At 72.3% G+C, this 16,394-nt stretch carries 12 protein-coding genes; 1 reads left to right on the top strand and 11 read right to left on the bottom strand.

From position 1 onward, the window contains the following. The first annotated feature begins 409 nt into the window (after positions 1–409). The gene (gene ileS, locus EKD16_RS10310; RefSeq protein WP_131098186.1) at positions 410–3,610 is read left to right on the top strand and encodes an isoleucine--tRNA ligase; all 3,201 of its coding nucleotides are present in this window, start codon (positions 410–412) and stop codon (positions 3,608–3,610) included. Between the two features lie 282 nt (positions 3,611–3,892). Here ileS and EKD16_RS10305 read toward each other — a convergent pair whose 3' ends face one another. From EKD16_RS10305 to ftsW, 11 genes are all read right to left on the bottom strand, one after another. Further along, positions 3,893–5,680: a hypothetical protein gene (locus EKD16_RS10305; RefSeq protein ID WP_131098185.1), complete on the bottom strand. Its 1,788-nt coding sequence runs from the start codon at positions 5,678–5,680 to the stop codon at positions 3,893–3,895. 92 nt (positions 5,681–5,772) lie between these two features. Further along, complete coding sequence (locus EKD16_RS10300; protein WP_131098184.1) at positions 5,773–6,726, bottom strand: DivIVA domain-containing protein; 954 nt, start codon at positions 6,724–6,726, stop codon at positions 5,773–5,775. Between the two features lie 129 nt (positions 6,727–6,855). Further along, entirely contained in the window at positions 6,856–7,149 is a 294-nt protein-coding gene (locus EKD16_RS10295) for a YggT family protein (RefSeq protein ID WP_131098183.1), read from the bottom strand. Positions 7,150–7,188: 39 nt separating this feature from the next. Further along, on the bottom strand, positions 7,189–7,716 hold the full coding sequence (locus tag EKD16_RS10290) for a cell division protein SepF (RefSeq protein WP_131098182.1): 528 nt from the start codon (positions 7,714–7,716) through the stop codon (positions 7,189–7,191). Between the two features lie 121 nt (positions 7,717–7,837). Beyond that, positions 7,838–8,605 carry a YggS family pyridoxal phosphate-dependent enzyme gene (locus EKD16_RS25745; RefSeq protein WP_131098181.1) on the bottom strand — a complete coding sequence of 256 codons (768 nt, stop codon included), beginning with the start codon at positions 8,603–8,605 and terminating at the stop codon, positions 7,838–7,840. Beyond that, the gene (pgeF, locus tag EKD16_RS25740) at positions 8,602–9,327 is read right to left on the bottom strand and encodes a peptidoglycan editing factor PgeF (protein WP_131098180.1); all 726 of its coding nucleotides are present in this window, start codon (positions 9,325–9,327) and stop codon (positions 8,602–8,604) included. The genes EKD16_RS25745 and pgeF overlap by 4 nt, the downstream gene beginning before the upstream one ends. A gap of 126 nt (positions 9,328–9,453) precedes the next feature. Beyond that, on the bottom strand, positions 9,454–10,929 hold the full coding sequence (ftsZ, locus tag EKD16_RS10275; RefSeq protein WP_131098179.1) for a cell division protein FtsZ: 1,476 nt from the start codon (positions 10,927–10,929) through the stop codon (positions 9,454–9,456). A gap of 437 nt (positions 10,930–11,366) precedes the next feature. Further along, on the bottom strand, positions 11,367–12,116 hold the full coding sequence (locus EKD16_RS10270) for a cell division protein FtsQ/DivIB (RefSeq protein WP_131098178.1): 750 nt from the start codon (positions 12,114–12,116) through the stop codon (positions 11,367–11,369). Positions 12,117–12,164: 48 nt separating this feature from the next. Beyond that, positions 12,165–13,607, bottom strand: coding sequence for a UDP-N-acetylmuramate--L-alanine ligase (gene murC, locus EKD16_RS10265; protein ID WP_131098177.1), 1,443 nt, complete (start codon positions 13,605–13,607; stop codon positions 12,165–12,167). Next, positions 13,604–14,767 (bottom strand): undecaprenyldiphospho-muramoylpentapeptide beta-N-acetylglucosaminyltransferase, encoded by a 1,164-nt coding sequence (gene murG, locus EKD16_RS10260; RefSeq protein ID WP_131098176.1) that lies wholly within the window; start codon positions 14,765–14,767, stop codon positions 13,604–13,606. Before murG ends, murC begins: the two co-directional genes overlap by 4 nt. Further along, positions 14,764–16,137, bottom strand: coding sequence for a putative lipid II flippase FtsW (gene ftsW, locus EKD16_RS10255; RefSeq protein ID WP_131098175.1), 1,374 nt, complete (start codon positions 16,135–16,137; stop codon positions 14,764–14,766). The genes murG and ftsW overlap by 4 nt, the downstream gene beginning before the upstream one ends. Positions 16,138–16,394: the final 257 nt, after the last annotated feature.

Here is a 16,394-nt window from a genome sequence, read left to right as displayed (position 1 = left end):
GCAAGTATGCACCGCCGCCCGCCGCACGGGGAAAGGCGGCCCGCACCGTCGCGGTCGGCGGCACAGGACGACCCGGCATCCGCTCCGGCGAGCCCCCTGCCCTCCCCGTGTCGGCTATCCTCGGGATACGGCACGGCGCGGATGGGGACGAGTACCGCGGACACAGCCCATAGCGACCCGGGGACGGTGGAAGCCCGGGGGGTATGCCCGTCGGGAACATCACCCCGGAGCCGCCGGAAGAACGGCTGCGCGCGCCCGCGGCGCGCAGCGGCCCAGTAGACCCGGCAGCCACGGCAACGAAGTGGGGAACGAGGCGGCCGGCCCGCCTCTCCCAAGGAGGGTGGTACCGCGGGGCACGCGCCTCGTCCCTCCATCAGGACAACCGATGCCCTGGTGAGAGGTAGGCTCCATGCCCGACGACAGCGCCGCCCGCGCCTTCCCCGCGCTCCCCGCCCAGATCGACCTGCCCGCCACCGAGCACGAGGTGCTGCGGCGCTGGTCGGAGCAGAAGATCTTCGAACGCTCCCTGGAGCAGTCGCGCGGCAACCCCAACTGGGTCTTCTACGAGGGACCGCCCACCGCCAACGGCCAGCCCGGCGTGCACCACGTCGAGGCGCGGGTGTTCAAGGACGTGTTCCCCCGTTTCAAGACGATGCGCGGCTACCACGTCGACCGCAAGGCCGGCTGGGACTGCCACGGCCTGCCCGTGGAGGTCGCCGTGGAGAAGGAGCTGGGCCTCAGCGGCAAGAAGGACATCGAGGAGTTCGGCGTCGCCGAGTTCAACGCCCACTGCCGAGAGTCCGTGCTGCGCAACGTCGGCGCGTTCACCGCCATGACCGAGCGCATGGGCTACTGGGTGAACATGGACGAGGCGTACCGCACCATGGACCCCGAGTACGTGGAGTCGGTGTGGTGGGCGCTGAAGACCATCTGGGAGCAGGGCCTGCTGGTCCGCGACTTCCGCATCAGCCCCTACTGCCCGCGCTGCGGCACCACGCTCTCCGACCACGAACTGGCCCAGGGCTACGAGACCGTCGTGGATCCGTCGGTGTACGTGCGCTTCCCCGTCACCTCCGGCCCGCTGGCCGACCCCGAGCGGCCCACCTCCCTGCTCGTGTGGACCACGACCCCCTGGACGCTGGTCTCCAACACCGCCGTGGCCGTGCACCCCGACGTCTCCTACGTGGTGGCGACCGACGGCACCGAGCGGCTGCTGGTCGCCGAACCGCTGGTCGCCACCGCGCTGGGCGAGGACTGGACGCTGACGGGTGAGCGCTTCGAGGGCTCGGAGATGGAGCGCTGGAACTACCAGCGCCCCTTCGAGCTCGTCGAGTTCGAGGAGCCGGCGCACTTCGTCGTGCTGGCCGACTACGTCACCGTCGACGACGGCACGGGCCTGGTCCACCAGTCGCCCGCCTTCGGCGCCGACGACATGGCCGTCTGCCGCGCCTACGGGCTGCCCGTGGTCAACCCGGTGCGCGCCGACGGTACCTTCGAGGCCGATCTCGGCCTCGTCGGCGGCGAGTTCTTCAAGACGGCCGACTCCGCGCTGGTGGCGGATCTCCGCGCCCGCGGCCTGCTGCTGCGCAACGAGCCCTACGAGCACAGCTATCCGCACTGCTGGCGCTGCCACACGCCGCTGCTCTACTACGCGCTGCCGTCCTGGTACATCAAGACCACCGCCATCAAGGACCGGCTGCTGGAGCAGAACGCGCGCACCAACTGGTTCCCGGAGAACGTCAAGGAGGGGCGCTACGGCGAGTGGCTGCGCAACAACATCGACTGGGCGCTGTCGCGCAGCCGCTACTGGGGGACACCGCTGCCGGTGTGGTACTGCGCCGAGGACCACCACACCGTCGTCGGCTCGCTGCACGAGCTGGGCGAACTCGCCGGACAGGACCTCGACGACCTGGACCCGCACCGGCCCTACGTCGACGACGTCGCCTTCGACTGCCCGCAGTGCGGCGGGCGCGCCGAGCGGGTGCCCGAGGTCATCGACGTCTGGTTCGACTCCGGTGCGATGCCGTTCGCCCAGTGGGGCGCGCCGCACCGCAACCAGGAGGCGTTCGAGGCCAACTTCCCCGGCCAGTACATCTGCGAGGCCATCGACCAGACCCGCGGCTGGTTCTACTCGATGATGGCGGTGAGCACCCTCGTCTTCGGCCACTCCTCCTACGAGAACGTGGTCTGCCTCGGCCACATCCTCGCCGAGGACGGCCGGAAGATGAGCAAGCACCTGGGCAACGTCCTCGAACCCATGGAGGTCATGGAGCGGCACGGCGCCGACGCGCTGCGCTGGTTCATGGCCGCCAGCGGTTCGCCGTGGATGCCGCGCCGCGTGGGCCACGAGGCGCTGGAGGAGATCGTCCGCAAGGTCCTGCTGACCTACTACAACACGGTCTCCTTCTTCACCCTCTACGCCGGGGCCGCCGACGCCTGGAGCCACGACCGGCTGGCACAGGCGCCCGCGCCTGCCGAGCGGCCACTGCTGGACCGGTGGCTGCTCTCGGAGCTGAACCGCGTGGTCAAGGGTGTCGGCGAGGCGCTGGACCGCTTCGACACCGCCGGAGCCGGCCGGCTGCTGACCACGTTCATCGACGACCTGTCCAACTGGTACGTCCGCCGCTCCCGCCGCCGCTTCTGGGCCGGCGCGCAGAGCCCCGAGGGCGCATCGGCGTTCGCGACCCTGTTCGAGGCGCTGGAGTCGCTGACTCTGGCAATGGCGCCCGTGGTGCCGTTCCTCACCGACCACGTGTGGGCGGCGCTGCGCCGACCGGAGGCGCCGGAGTCGGTGCACCTGGCGCCCTGGCCCGAGGTCCGCGAGGACCTCATCGACCCCGGGCTCTCCGAGCAGATGGCACTGACCCGGCGCCTGGTGGAGCTGGGCCGCGCCGCGCGGGTCGACTCGGGTGTGCGCACCCGTCAGCCGCTGTCGCGGGTGCTGGTCGGGGCCGCGGGCTTCGAGCGGCTGCCCGAGCAGCTGCGCGCCCAGATCGCCGAGGAGCTGAACGTGCAGCAACTCGACCCGCTCTCGGCGGTCGGCGGCGACCTGGTGGACTACACGGTCAAGCCGAACTTCCGCGCCCTGGGCAAGCGGTTCGCCAAGCGCACTCCGCTGGTCGCCGAGGCCATCGGCTCCGCCGACGCGCGGGGGCTGGTGGAACAAGTGCGGTCCACCGGCTGGGCCCACGTCGAGGTCGAGGGCGAGCCGGTGGAGATCAGCTCCGAGGAGGTGCTGGTCAGTGAGCAGCCCCGGGAGGGCTGGACGGTGGCGGCCGAAGGCGGCGAGACGGTCGCGCTGGATCTGGAGATCACCCCGGAGCTGCAGCGCGCCGGCCTCGCACGCGAGTTGGTCCGCCTGGTCCAGGACGCCCGCAAGTCCAGCGGTCTGGAGATCTCCGACCGCATCGACCTGTGGTGGTCGGCGAGCGACCCTGTCACCGCCCAGGCACTGAAGGAGCATGAGCACTCGATCGCGGGCGAGGTGCTCGCCGTGACCTTCACCGAGGGCAGTCCGCAGGCCGAGGCCCACTCGGTCGCCTCCGAAGAGTTCGGCGTCACCGTGCACCTGCGCAAGACCGCCGCCGAGGCGGCGCACCGCCGCAGCTGACGCTTGCGCCGCCGGAGGCGGCGGTGCCGGTGGCTCGGGTCCGCTGTGCGGCCTCGGCGCCGGGCGGGTGCCCGCCGGTTGACCGAAAAGCGGCGGCGACGGCAGCACCGGGGCCCGGCCCGCGCCCGCCGTTCCGGTGCTCGCAGGTGGCCCGCCCGGCGGGGGCGGCGCGGGCTCCTCCGGGGGCGGTCAGTGCATCCGACGCGCGGTTTTCACCGGCCGCTATCCGGTCGAAACCGCGCGTTGGATGCACCAGTCCCGCGGACAGACTCGGTGCGCCGCCTACGGCCGGTCGTCGTCGGTGCCGCGCCGGAGGACGACGGTCTCGTCGGACTCGACGGCGGCCGCTTCGTCGTCGGCCGGGTCGGACGCTGCGCCGGCATCGGCTTCAGCGGTTACGGCTGCGTCCGCCCCGCCCTCCGGGTGCGCCGCGGGCTCTTCGGCCTCGGGCTCGGTGGCTGTGGCCGCGCGCAGGTCGATGGGCTCGGTCACGGGGTCGGCGGCCTCGGCGGCCGGCTCGGGGGCCGCGTTCCATTCGGCGTCCGGTTCGGCGGTCTCGGGCGGGACGGCCGACACCGGCTCGGGCTCCGCGGGGCCGGACTCGGCCGCGGGCTCCTGTCCGCGAGTCGGCTCGGTCCGCTCGGCGGTCTCGCCGATGCGGGCCGGAGCGGATTCCCCTTCAGGGGCCGCGTCGTCGCTCGGGGCGGGCTCGACGGCGGCCTCGTGGACAGCCGGGTCGGCTGAGGCGGCCGACTCCCCGGACGCAGCGGCCGCCGCAGCGGCCTCGTCGGCTGCAGCCGCGTAGTCGGCGTTGGCGTCGGTGTCGGAACCTGCGGCCCCGGCGTCCCCTTCCGGCTCCTGCACGGCATCCTCATGGTGGCGCAGGCCGCTGACGAAGGCGCTGAAGGAGATGTCGCGGTCGGACTCGTCGGAGACGTCCGATTCCTGTTCGGACGCGGGCTGTGCGGAGGGGGAATTCGCGGGGGCCTCGGATTCGGGGAACCGGGCGGCCTCGGTCGGCTCGGCCGGGGCGCTCGGCGCCGCGTCGGTGTGCCGGTCGGGATCGGCTCCGGCTTCACGGGCGGGCAGCTGCTCCGCGGCGCCGGTGCCGCCGACCGCTGCGGCGGCCTCGGGCTCGGCGGTGCCGGGCTCGGCGGTGTCGTCGAAGTCCCGGTCGGTCCATTCCGCCGGCCGTTCCGGGTCGGCGCCCGGCGCCGCACCCGCCGCGGCGGAATCCGCTCGGGTGGTCCGCGCCTCGGGTTCGGCGAGTGCGCCTTCGTCGGTATCGCCGGGCAGCCGGTAGATCCGCGGACGGACCGGCCTGCGCGGCTGCGGCCGCGCCGCACCGCCGTGCTCCGGGGGCTGCTGCGGCCGGGGCGGCTGGGGCGGCTCCGGCTCGGCAGCGGGCTCGCTCTCCTGCCCGGGCCGCTCGGCCTGCCACCCGCTCTGCTCGGGGGGTGCGGGCCGCTGCTCGTGCCCGACGGCCGGGGTGCGCGACTCGGGGTGTCCCTCCTCACCCCGCGACGACCGCTCGGCCTGCTGTGCGGGCCCAGGATCCGCCGGGCTCTGCTGCTCGGGTACCGGCCCGGCGGGGGCCTCGCCGCGGAGGGCCTCCGGCGGCGGGGCTGTGCCGCCTACGCCTGCCGGGGGGCTTTCCCCAGCCGGGGCGCCCCGCTGTACCGGGGTGCCGACCGCGGGGGCCGAAGACGCAGCGGCCCGCCCCGGCTGCTGAGCCGACGCGGGCGCGAAGTGCCGCTGCCCCTCGGTGACGCGGCTCCCATGCGCGGCGGGGTCCGCCGGTGCACCCGGCGGCGCCGGGGCGGGGACGGACGCCTTCCCCAAACCGCCCGTCCGTGCCCGCTGCCTTCCGGCTCCGGCATGGCCGACCGCCGCCTCTTCCGGGCCCGCCCTCAGGTACGCGCGCGATCTCACCGCCTCGACGAGGAGCAGTACCGCACCGAGGCCGCCCAATACCAGGGCGATGTAGACCAACACCGTCTCGGCGAACACCACCCCGAAGGCGATGACCGCCAGCGCCGCCACCAAGACGGCGAGACTGAGGATGAACACGGAAAAGGAGAGCCTTCACTCAAGGGTTCTGTTGTGCGCTACCGCGCCGCGGCACAGCCGTATCACCGTGTCCGCGCGCCTGGATCCGGTGATCAGCGGCGCTCGTGCGGAGCCTCACCGGGGTGGTATCCACCGTGCTGAGCCGGCTCCGGCTGGGCGAAGGGGTTGCCCTGGGGCGCCCCGTTGCCCGGTTGGCCGTGCTGCATCCCGGGGTTGCCGCCCGTGGGCGACATGGTCTGAAAGCCGCCGGTGGTATTCGGGTTCTGCTGCTGCTGTTGCTGCTGCTGGCCGGCCGCGGCGTTGTGCTCGGCGCCCTCGGCGAGCTCGCGCAGCTGACGCTCGAAGTAGTCCTTCAGGCGGCTGCGGTACTCACGCTCGAAGTCCTTGAGCTCGGCGACCTTGTGCTCCAGCTCCTCGCGCTGCTGGACCAGCGAGCCCATCACCTGGCGGTGGCGCTCCTGGGCGTCGCGGTCGAGGTTCTCCGAGCGGGCGCGCGCCTCGTTGACGATCTGCTCCGCCTGGCGACGGGCCTTGCCGAGGATGTCGTCGGCCTCGTGGCGGGCGCGGCCGAGGGTCTCGTCGGCCTCGCGGCGCGCGTCGGAGATCGCCTGGTCGGCGGTCTGCTGAGCCAGCGCCAGCACCCGCGCGGCGGTGTCCATGTTCTCCTCGGAGCCGGGCAGGCCCATGTTGGCGGCCATGGCGCCCATCTGCTGCTCCAGCGGCTGCTGCTGTTGTTGCTGCTGCTGCGGCTGGGGTTGGGGCTGCTGCTCCTGGCGCACCGGCTCGGGCTGCTGCGGCGGCTCGGGCGGGAGCTGCTGCTGCTCCTGCGGCTGCTGCTGCTGGAAGTCCTGCATGCCGGCGTTGGGCACCTTGCCGCGCAGGCACTCCGCGAGCTTGCCGCGAAGCTCCTCGTTCTCCTGGATCAGGCGGTCGAGCTCGGTCTCGACCTCATCAAGGAACGCGTCGACCTCTTCCTCGTCGTAGCCCGGCCTGAGCCGGGTGGTACTGAACTGCTTGTTCCGCACATCCGCGGGTGTCAGCGGCATGTTCGTCTCCTTGGCGCGCTTGGACTGTGTCCGTAGGGACGCTACCTGATCGTGACCTTACGGCAATCCAGATCATGACCAAGGCCACATATCGAAACCAGGGCTTACCTTTCCGACATCTGTGACCTTTTAGATGAACGCGATCGAACTTACAAGCTGGAGCACGATCACCACGACGATGAAGAGCACGGTGAAGCTCAGGTCGAGCGCCACACCCCCCAGGCGTATAGGCGGGATGAACCGGCGCAGGAACCTCAGGGGCGGGTCGGTGATCGTGTAGACGGTCTCCGCGAGTACCAGCACGAATCCGCTCGGTCGCCACGAGCGCGCGAACGATTGCACGAGTTCGAAGACGAGTCGCGCGATCAGCACCACCATGAACAGGTTCAGCAGGATGATGACGACGGACTGGACGATACTCACGGTCGTTCCCCGACCCAATCTCTGGACATCAGTGATGATCTAACTCTGGTTGAAGAACCCTCGCTCAGCGATGCGTGCTTTGTCTTCAGCAGTCACCTCAACATTAGCCGGGGACAACAAGAACACCTTGGTGGTCACGCGATCGATACTGCCGTGCAGACCGAAGATCAGCCCCGCCGCGAAGTCGACCAGCCGCTTGGCGTCGCTGTCGACCATCTCGGTCAGGTTCATGATCACCGGTACGCCTTCCCGGAAATACTCTCCGATCGTACGCGCCTCGTTGTAGGTCCGGGGATGCAGCGTAGTGATGCGCGCAAGGTCCGCGGTAGCAGGGGCGGTGTGCGTCGGGGTGCGCCTTTCGACAGGAGACATGCTGTAGTCATCCGCATCCGTCACGGAGTCGGCACGGGGGTCGCCGCCCAGGTGGTCGAGATCCCGGTCGCGCCGGCCCTCGACGCCTTCATCGAAGTCGTCGAAGTCATCATATTCGTCCGCATAGCGGTGATCGTAGCGGTCGTCCTCCACGAGGCCGAGGTAGACCGCCATCTTGCGCATCGCGCCGGCCATCTCTTGTCCTCCGTCGTCCCTGTGGTGCGGCACCGCAGATGACTCAGTCCATGTCGGACCCGGCCCGAATCCACCGGGCGGGCGAACTCGACAGTTGGGCGGCAAGGTCCATGTGGGGACATTACCCCACGTTCGTACTGCGGTCGTCGAGCAACGCCGTACCCACGCGCACGTGTGTCGCGCCGTGCTCGACGGCCGCCTCCAGGTCACCGCTCATGCCGGCCGAGACCGCCTTCGCCCGAGGGTAGCGATCCCGCACCTCGGCGGCGACCGCATTCAGCCGGGCGAACGCCTCTGCGGGGTCGGCCCCGCGCGGGGCGACGGCCATCACCCCCGCGGGCGACAGCCCTTCCTCCGCCGCGATCGCGTCGGCCACGGCAAGGGCGTCGGCCGGGTCGACACCGCCGCGCGGGCCCAGCACACCGGCCTGCGCGGCGGGGTCGAGATCGATCTGCACCAGGCAGTCCAGGTGCCGCCCCTCCAGCCGGGCGCGCTGCCCGAGCGCGGCGGCGAGTCTGGCACGGTCCACCGAATGCACCACGTCGGCATAGCGGGCCACCGAACGGGCCTTGTTGGTCTGCAGCTGGCCGACGAAATGCCACCGCAGCCCCAGGCCCGCGCACTCGGCGGCCTTGGGCGCCGCCTCCTGGTCGCGGTTCTCCCCCACGTCGCCGATACCCAACTCGGCGAGGATGCGCACGTCGGAGGCCGGGAACGTCTTGGTCACCGCGACGATGGTCACATCCTCCGGGCGGCGCCCGGCCGCGGCGCAGGCGGCGTCCACCCGCTCGCGCAGGGCGGCCAGGTTCGCGCGGATTCGCTCGCGGCGTCCCGAGGTCTCGCCGACACCTTGCGGTGCGGCGAAGCCGCCGCCTTCGGCGCCGCTCACGGCCGCCGCCACACGAAGCCGGCGAAACGCCCGGTGGGCGCCCCGCCGCGGTGCGAGAACAGTTCCGGACTCTCCAGCGTGCAGCGGTCGTCGGAGGAGATGTGACCGACTTCGGCCGCACGTAGTTGCGCCGTCACCGCGGCGCGCATGTCGATCCCCGCCGTGCCCCGCCGGGTGCGGCTGACCGCCTCGGGCACGCTGCGCGCCACCTCGGCCTGCACCCGGGGGCCGACCTCGTAGCAGCCGCCGCAGATGGCCGGGCTCAGCACGGCGCCGATGCGCCCGGGGTCGGCGCCGTGCCGCGCCATCGCCGCGATCATCGCCGGAACCACACCGGCGGCGGTGCCCAGCCGCCCGGAGTGTGCCGCCCCGATCACCCCCGCCTCGGCATCGGCGGCCAGCACCAGGAGGCAGTCGGCGGCCAGTGCGGCCAGCACCAGGTCGGAGCACTCGGAGACGACGGCGTCGACCCGCCCGGCCACGCCCGGCTCCTCGGCCACCGCCACCTCGGCGCTGTGCACCTGGTCCATCCAGACCACCCGCTCGGCGTCGAATCCCAGGCTCTTGGCGGCCACCCGGCGGTTCTCGGCCACCGCTGCGGGGTCGTCGTCGACCCCGTGGCCGAGGTTGAGACTGTCGAACGGCGCGGTACTGACCCCGCCGTCGTAGCGCTGGGTGAAGCCGGCCCGCACGCCCGGGCCCAGCTCGATCACGGCACTCATCGTGTGCGCGGTTCCTCCGCATCCTCCGCAGTCGTCGAGGGGACGCGAAAAAGCGTACCGGCGGCGGGGTGCCCCGCCGCCGGTACGCCCGGTGCTGCACTGCGCGGTATGCCGCTCGCGGCCCCGCTACTTCAGAAAGTCCGGCACGTCGAGGTCGTCGGGGTCGTCGAAGATCACCCGGCGCCGAGGCGTGGGGACCTCTCCCGAGCGGGAGAACGAGCCGTCGGTCCCGGTGCCGCGGACCTCGCCGTAGTCGGACTCGCCGACCGGGCGGATGTTGCGTGCCCGGTTGTCGTCCTCGGCCTCGGGCTCGGCGGGCTCGGGCTCGCCTTCGGGCTCGCGCCGGTCGGCGGCCCCGTCGGACTCGAACGCGCGGGCGGACTCGGCGGCCGGCTCGGGTTCGGGCTCGGGCGCTGCCTCGGGCCGCGGCGGCGGGTCCTGGCGAACCGGCTCACGAGCCGGTTCGGGCTGCGGCGCGGGGGCCGGGGCGGGTGCGGGCTCGGCGGCGGGCGGCTGCGGGCGCGGCTCCTCGGCCACCGGGCGCACGGCGGGCCGCGGCTCGGCGGCCGGGGCCGCCGGCTGCTCCCGCTGCGGCTCGGGTGGAGGCGCGGCGGTTCTCTGCTGTGTCTGTGTCTGTGTCTGCTGCACCTCGTTGCGCGGTTCGTCGAAGCCGGCTGCTATAACCGTCACCCGTACCTCGTCGCCCAGCGCGTCGTCGATGACCGCGCCGAAGATGATGTTGGCTTCGGGCGCGGCGGAGTTGGCGACGAGCTGGGCGGCCTCGTTGATCTCGAACAGGCCGAGGTCGGAGCCGCCCTGGATGGACAGCAGCACACCGTGGGCGCCGTCGATACTGGCTTCCAGCAGCGGCGACGAGATCGCCATCTCTGCCGCGGCCACCGCGCGATCGTCGCCCCGCGCCGAGCCGATCCCCATCAGCGCCGACCCGGCCCCCTGCATCACCGACTTGACGTCGGCGAAGTCGAGGTTGATCAGGCCGGGCGTGGTGATCAGGTCGGTGATGCCCTGGACACCGGACAGCAGCACCTGGTCGGCGGCCTTGAACGCGTCGAGGACGCTGACCTGGCGGTCGGAGATGGACAGCAGGCGGTCGTTGGGGATCACGATGAGCGTGTCGACCTCGTCGCGCAGCATCGCAATGCCGGACTCGGCCTGTGTGGCGCGGCGCTTGCCCTCGAATCCGAAGGGGCGGGTGACCACGCCGATGGTCAGCGCGCCCAGAGAGCGCGCGATGTCGGCGACCACGGGAGCGCCGCCGGTGCCGGTTCCGCCGCCCTCGCCCGCGGTCACGAAGACCATGTCGGCGCCCTTGAGGACCTCCTCGATCTCCTCGCGGTGGTCCTCCGCGGCCTTGCGGCCGACGTCGGGATTGGCGCCCGCGCCGAGCCCGCGGGTGAGTTCGCGGCCGACGTCGAGCTTGACGTCGGCATCGCTCATAAGCAGCGCCTGAGCGTCGGTGTTGATGGCGATGAACTCGACGCCCTTGAGTCCCTCTTCGATCATCCGGTTGACGGCGTTGACGCCGCCGCCGCCGATTCCGACGACCTTGATGACCGCGAGGTAATTCTGCGGTGCTGCCACGACGAGGGGCCTTTCCGCTCGCTTCGGCCAATCGCGCCGTCCCGCCTGCGCGGAACCTGCCGTCCTGCGGTGGCGAACGGACCGATTGGTGTCCGGTTCTACAGTCTTTCCACTGGGCCCCCTCAGACCGGCGCGGGGCCGATCGGGTTCCCATCAGGGCTTCGGGCTCGCAGCCGGGCGGTCCCCTCCTCCGGGTACTTCCGCCGTAACCGCCCTAAGGTCTCAGATCCATACTTATGTCAACCAACGGTATTGCTTCCCGACAGTAAGCCGCTGCCTGCCTGCGGGCAACTAACCACGAGTTCAGCCTAACGGCGTGTCGTGCGGCCGGGCGATGTCCCCTCCCGGCGCGTCGCGTCTGGAATGTCGGCCCTCGGCGGGGCCGCCGAAGCGGTCCCGCGGACGCTGATCTCGCGCATGCCGGGCATTGCGGCGGCTCATTCCACAACGGCCATATCCGGGGCGCTGACGTCGTAGTGGCGCTCGGGGCCCGGCGGGTGCTCGTTGATCAGAATGGTGAGGATCCGGCTCTTGCGCTCGGTGCGCTCGGCCGTCCCCCAGTCGACGTCCGCGCCGCTCTGCAGGGTCAGCCCGATGGCCGAGCGCTTGCCCGCGTCGATGGTGTCGATGCGCCGGCCGACGGCGGCGGGCACCCCCTCGACGATGCGCGCGGCGGCGGCGACGGCCGGGCTGCCCTCGGGATCGCCGGAGACGCTGATCAGCGGATAGTTCGCGGGCCGCTTGTCGGTGTCGGCGATGCGCACGCCGTCGCCGTCGATCAGCCGGAAGCCGTCGCCGGCGCGCATGGCCAGCACCGGCGTGCGCTCGACCACCTCCACCCGCAGCGTGGCCGGCCACCCGCGGCTCACCCGCACCGACTCCGCCAGGCGCAGCCGCTGGGCCCGCACCTCAGCGGCGGCGGTGTCCACGCGCGCCAGCGGCGTCCCCGTCGCCACGTCGACGGCGGCGGCGACACGCTCCGCGTCGAGCCGGTCGGTCCCGGTGACCTCCACGTCGCGGACCACCAGCAGGCGCGAGCCCAGCAGCACCCAGGTCACCACCGTCAGCACCGCGACGATCAGCAGAACGACGAAGGCGACCTTCCAGGGGTCCGACCGGCGCCGGGCCCGCGAGCGCTCCGCGGGACCGCCGCTGCCGGCGGCGGTCTCCTCGGTAGTCGCGCTCACCTGCTCTCGCCGCCCTTCGCCTAGGGCCGCGCGGGTCGGGCCCGCGCGCTACCCGCCTGCCTGCTCCAGCTCCGACAGCGCCTCGACGATCCTCGGCCCCAGTTCGGTGACGTCGCCCGCCCCCATCGTCAGCACGATGTCGCCGGCCTCGGCGGCGGCAGCGACCCGCGCCACCGCCTCGGCGCGATCGGGCTCGTAGGCGACTGCGCCGTGGCTGATCCGCCGGGTGATCAGCTCGGAGCTGACGCCGGGTTCGGGATCCTCCCGGGCGGCGTAGACCGACAGCACCACGACCTCGTCGGCCAGGGACAGCGCCGCGGCGAACTCGTCGGCGAATATCCGCGTGCGACTGTACAGGTGGGGCTGGAAGACCGCCACGACCCGGCCCGGCGATGCGCCCGCGGAGCCGCCGCGGGTGTCCAGGGCGGCGCGGGCCGCTTCGAGGTCCGCCGCGATCTCGGTGGGGTGGTGGGCGTAGCTGTCGTAGACCGCCACCTGCCCGGCCTCGCCCTTGAGCTCGAAGCGGCGGGCGGCGCCGGTGAACCCGGCCAGGCCCGCCACGGCCACAGCGGGGTCGTGGCCCAGCACCCCGGCGGCGGCGACGGCGGCCGCGGCGTTGAGGACGTTGTGCCGTCCCGGCACCGCCAGTTCCGCCGCGTGTTCCTCGCCGCCGAAGGCCGTGATGGTGAAGGAGGTGCTGAAGCCGTCGGCCGCGATGCCGGCGACCCGGTAGTCGGCGTCGGCGGTTTCGCCGTAGGTGACCACCCGTTTGCCCAGGCCGCGGGCGATCTCTGCGACGCGGCGGGCACCGGGGTCGTCGACTCCGACGACGAGGGTGGATCCGACGCGCTCGGCGAAGGCGGCGAAGTTGGCGTGGATCTCGTCCAGGCCGCCGTAGTTGTCGAGGTGGTCGGCCTCGACGTTGGTCACCACGGCGATCTCGGGCGAGAGCATCAGGAACGAGCCGTCGCTCTCGTCGGCCTCGGCGACGAGGACCTCGCCGGCCCCGGCGTCGGCGCCCAGACCGGTGGTGACCAGCGCGCCGCCGATCACGTAACCGGGGTCGGCGCCGGCGTGCTGCAGCACCACGGTGAGCATCGAGGTGGTGGTGGTCTTGCCGTGGGTTCCGGCCACGGCCACGCCGCGGCGCCCCAACAGCAGCGCGCCCAGTGCCGCGGCGCGCGGGACGACCCGCAGGCCGCGTTCGCGGGCCTCGGCAAGCTCGGGGTTGTCCTCGCGGACAGCCGAGGAGACCACGACCGTGTCGGCGGGGCCCACGTGGGCGGCGTCGTGGCCCACATGGACGCCCGCTCCCAGCGCGGCCAGCTCGTGCAGCAGCGGGCCGTCCTTGGCGTCGCTGCCGGTGACCTCGGCACCCAGCTGCAGCAGCACGCGGGCGATGCCCGACATGCCGACGCCGCCGATGCCGACGAAGTGCAGCCGGCCCAGCTTGTCCACGGGCAGGGGCTCGGCGGACGGGACGAGGCTCACCGGGTGTCCTTCCCGTCGTCGACGAACGGCTCGTCCGCGGGATCGGACTCGTCGATGACCGGGTCGGGTGCGCCGCGCTCACCGCGGGCGATGGCCAGCACCTCGCGGGCCAGCTCCATGTCGGCGTCGCGGCGGCCCATCCGCGAAGCGGCCTCCGACATCCCCACCACGCGGTCGGTGTCGGTCAGGACCGGGATCAGGTTGTCGCCGATCCACTGGGGGGTCAGGTCGTTGTTCTCCACGAGCAGGCCGCCGCCGGCGTCGACGATGGGCTGGGCGTTGAGGCGCTGTTCGCCGTTGCCGATGGGCAGCGGGACGAACGCCCCGGGCAGGCCCACCGCGGTCAGCTCGGCGCAGGTGAGCGCCCCCGAGCGGCACATGGCCACGTCGGCGGCGGCGTAGGCGAGGTCCATGCGGTCGACGTAGGGCACCACGACATAGGGCACGCCGTCGCGGGTGCGGTCCTCGGGCTCGTCGGCGTTGTTGGGGCCCACCACGTGCAGCACCTGCACTCCGGCGGCGCTGAACCGGTCGGCGGCGGCGAAGGCGGCCTGGTTGACCGACTGGGCGCCCTGCGAGCCGCCGAAGATCAGCAGCGTGGGCAGTTCGGGGCGCAGCCCGAAGTGCGCCCGGGCCTTGTCGCCCGTGGCCAGCCGGTCCAGCGAGGAGATCTGCTCGCGCAGCGGGATGCCGACGAAGCGGCCGTTGCGGATGTCGCAGTGGGGGTGGCCGGTGTAGACCTGGCTGGTCAGTCGGGCGCCGAGGCGGTTGGCCAGGCCGGGGAGGGGGTTGGCCTCGTGGACCACCATGGGAATGCGGCGCCGCCGGGCGGCCAGGTAGCCGGGGGTGGCGACGTAGCCGCCGAAGCCGACCAGGACGTCGGCCTCGATGCGGGAGAGGTGGTTGCCGGCGGCGCTGATGGCGCTGGCCAGCTTGCCGGGCACCGAGAGCAGCTGGGGGGTGAGCCGGCGCGGCAGGGGCACGGCGGGGATGGTGCCCAGGTCGTAGCCCCGCATGGGGACGAGGCGGCTTTCGAGTCCTCGTTCGGTGCCCAGACACACGATCCGGGTCTGCGGGTCGATACGCATCAGCGCATCGGCCAGGGAGAGCGCGGGCTCGATATGCCCGGCCGTGCCGCCTCCGGCGAGGGCTACCCTCATCGTCGCCGATTCCTCCTCGCTTGCACCTGCGTCGAGCGCGATCGGTTGTTCGCCTGGGCCGCGGCAGCGGGGCGCTTGGGGCCTGCGCCGGATGCCGAGTAGTCCAGGCCCAGCCAGCTTAGAGCCCTTTGCACCCGGCTGGGACCGCGCGCGGCCAGCGCCGCCTGGGCGTCCGGCTCGGACTTGGCCAGTGCGAGCAGGATGCCCAGCGCGACCATGGTCGGGATCAGCGCGGATCCGCCGGCCGATACCAGCGGCAGCGGGATTCCCGTGACCGGCATGACGCCGATGACCGTGCCGATGTTGACCATCGCCTGGACGGTGATCCAGGCGGTGATCGCGGCCGCGGCCAGCCGCGCGAAGGGGTCGCGGACGCGTGCGGCCACGCGCAGCCCAGCGTAACCCAGAACGCCGAAGAGGCCCACGACGACGAGGGTGCCGATCAGGCCCAACTCCTCGCCGATGATCGCGAAGATGAAGTCGCTCTCGGGGTGGGGCAGGAATCCCCACTTCTCGCGGCTGCCGCCGATGCCCACGCCGAAGACGCCTCCGGTACCCAGCGCGTAGAGGCCGTGCGTCAGTTGGAAGTTGGCGTCGGTGGCGTCGGCCGACGGGTTGAGGAAGGAGGTGACCCGAGCCAGCCGGAAATCCTCGACGGCGATCATGATGGAGCCCAGGGAGGTCACCATCGCGATCATCGCCATGATCAGCCTGCCGGGGGCGCCCACCACCCACAGCAGCGCCAGAAAGACCGACAGCAGCACGAACGACGTGCCGAGGTCGGTGCCGACCAGCACGAGCACGACCAGCGCGCCGCAGCCCGGCAGCAGCGGCATCAGCAGCTGGCGCCAGTCCACCAGCTGCTTGAGCTCCTCCTTGCGGGCGAGCACGCTCGCGCCCCACAGCGCGAAGGCGAGCTTGGCGGGTTCGGATGGCTGGACGGTCAGGCTGCCGATCTCCAGCCAGCGCACCGCGCCGCTGCCGTAGGCGTCACCGCGGAAGACGGTGATCAGCAGCAGCGCGACCGAGGCGAGCATCGCCGGGTAGCCCACCATGCGGAAGAGGTGCACGGGCATGTGCGAGGCCAGCACCAGCAGCGGGAGTCCGAAGGCGGCGGCCAGGGCCTGCTTCTGGAACAGCGAGAAGGCCGACCCGGTCTCGGTGTAGGAGTCGACCATGGACGACGACAGCACCATGGTCAGGCCCAGTGTCGTCAGCAGCGCCGTGATGCCGGCCAGGAGGTAGTAGGAGGTCAGCGGCCGGTTGAGGATGTTGGGCAGCTCGCGCAGCCAGGCGCGCTCCCCGCCGCCGCTCGCCGCTGTGCCCTGCCCGGCCCGTTTGGCCGAGGGGGCCGATGTGGACACCGCCATTCGCGACCTCCGCCTGCCGCAGTTCCTCCAGCGTCGACCAAGTCTGGCGGTTGGGCCGCGCGAAGCGTCGGACATATCGCGCGTGTTGGTGTTCTTTGCGGCACAGGTGACGCGGGCGCGGCGGTGGAACGGCGCCGGGGGCCGCGCGTGCGAGCGGCGCCCGGCGGCGCAGACGGTCCGGCGCCGATATGTCCGATCTTCCGGTTCACCGGCGTTGAGCTTGCACTTTCAGCAACGGAATGCGATTTCCGCTGACC

It is taken from the genome of Streptomonospora litoralis (genome assembly GCF_004323735.1).
GTDB lineage: Bacteria > Actinomycetota > Actinomycetes > Streptosporangiales > Streptosporangiaceae > Streptomonospora > Streptomonospora litoralis.
Note: the sequence above shows the minus strand (reverse complement) of the source record. Positions and strands in the feature narration are given on the sequence as shown.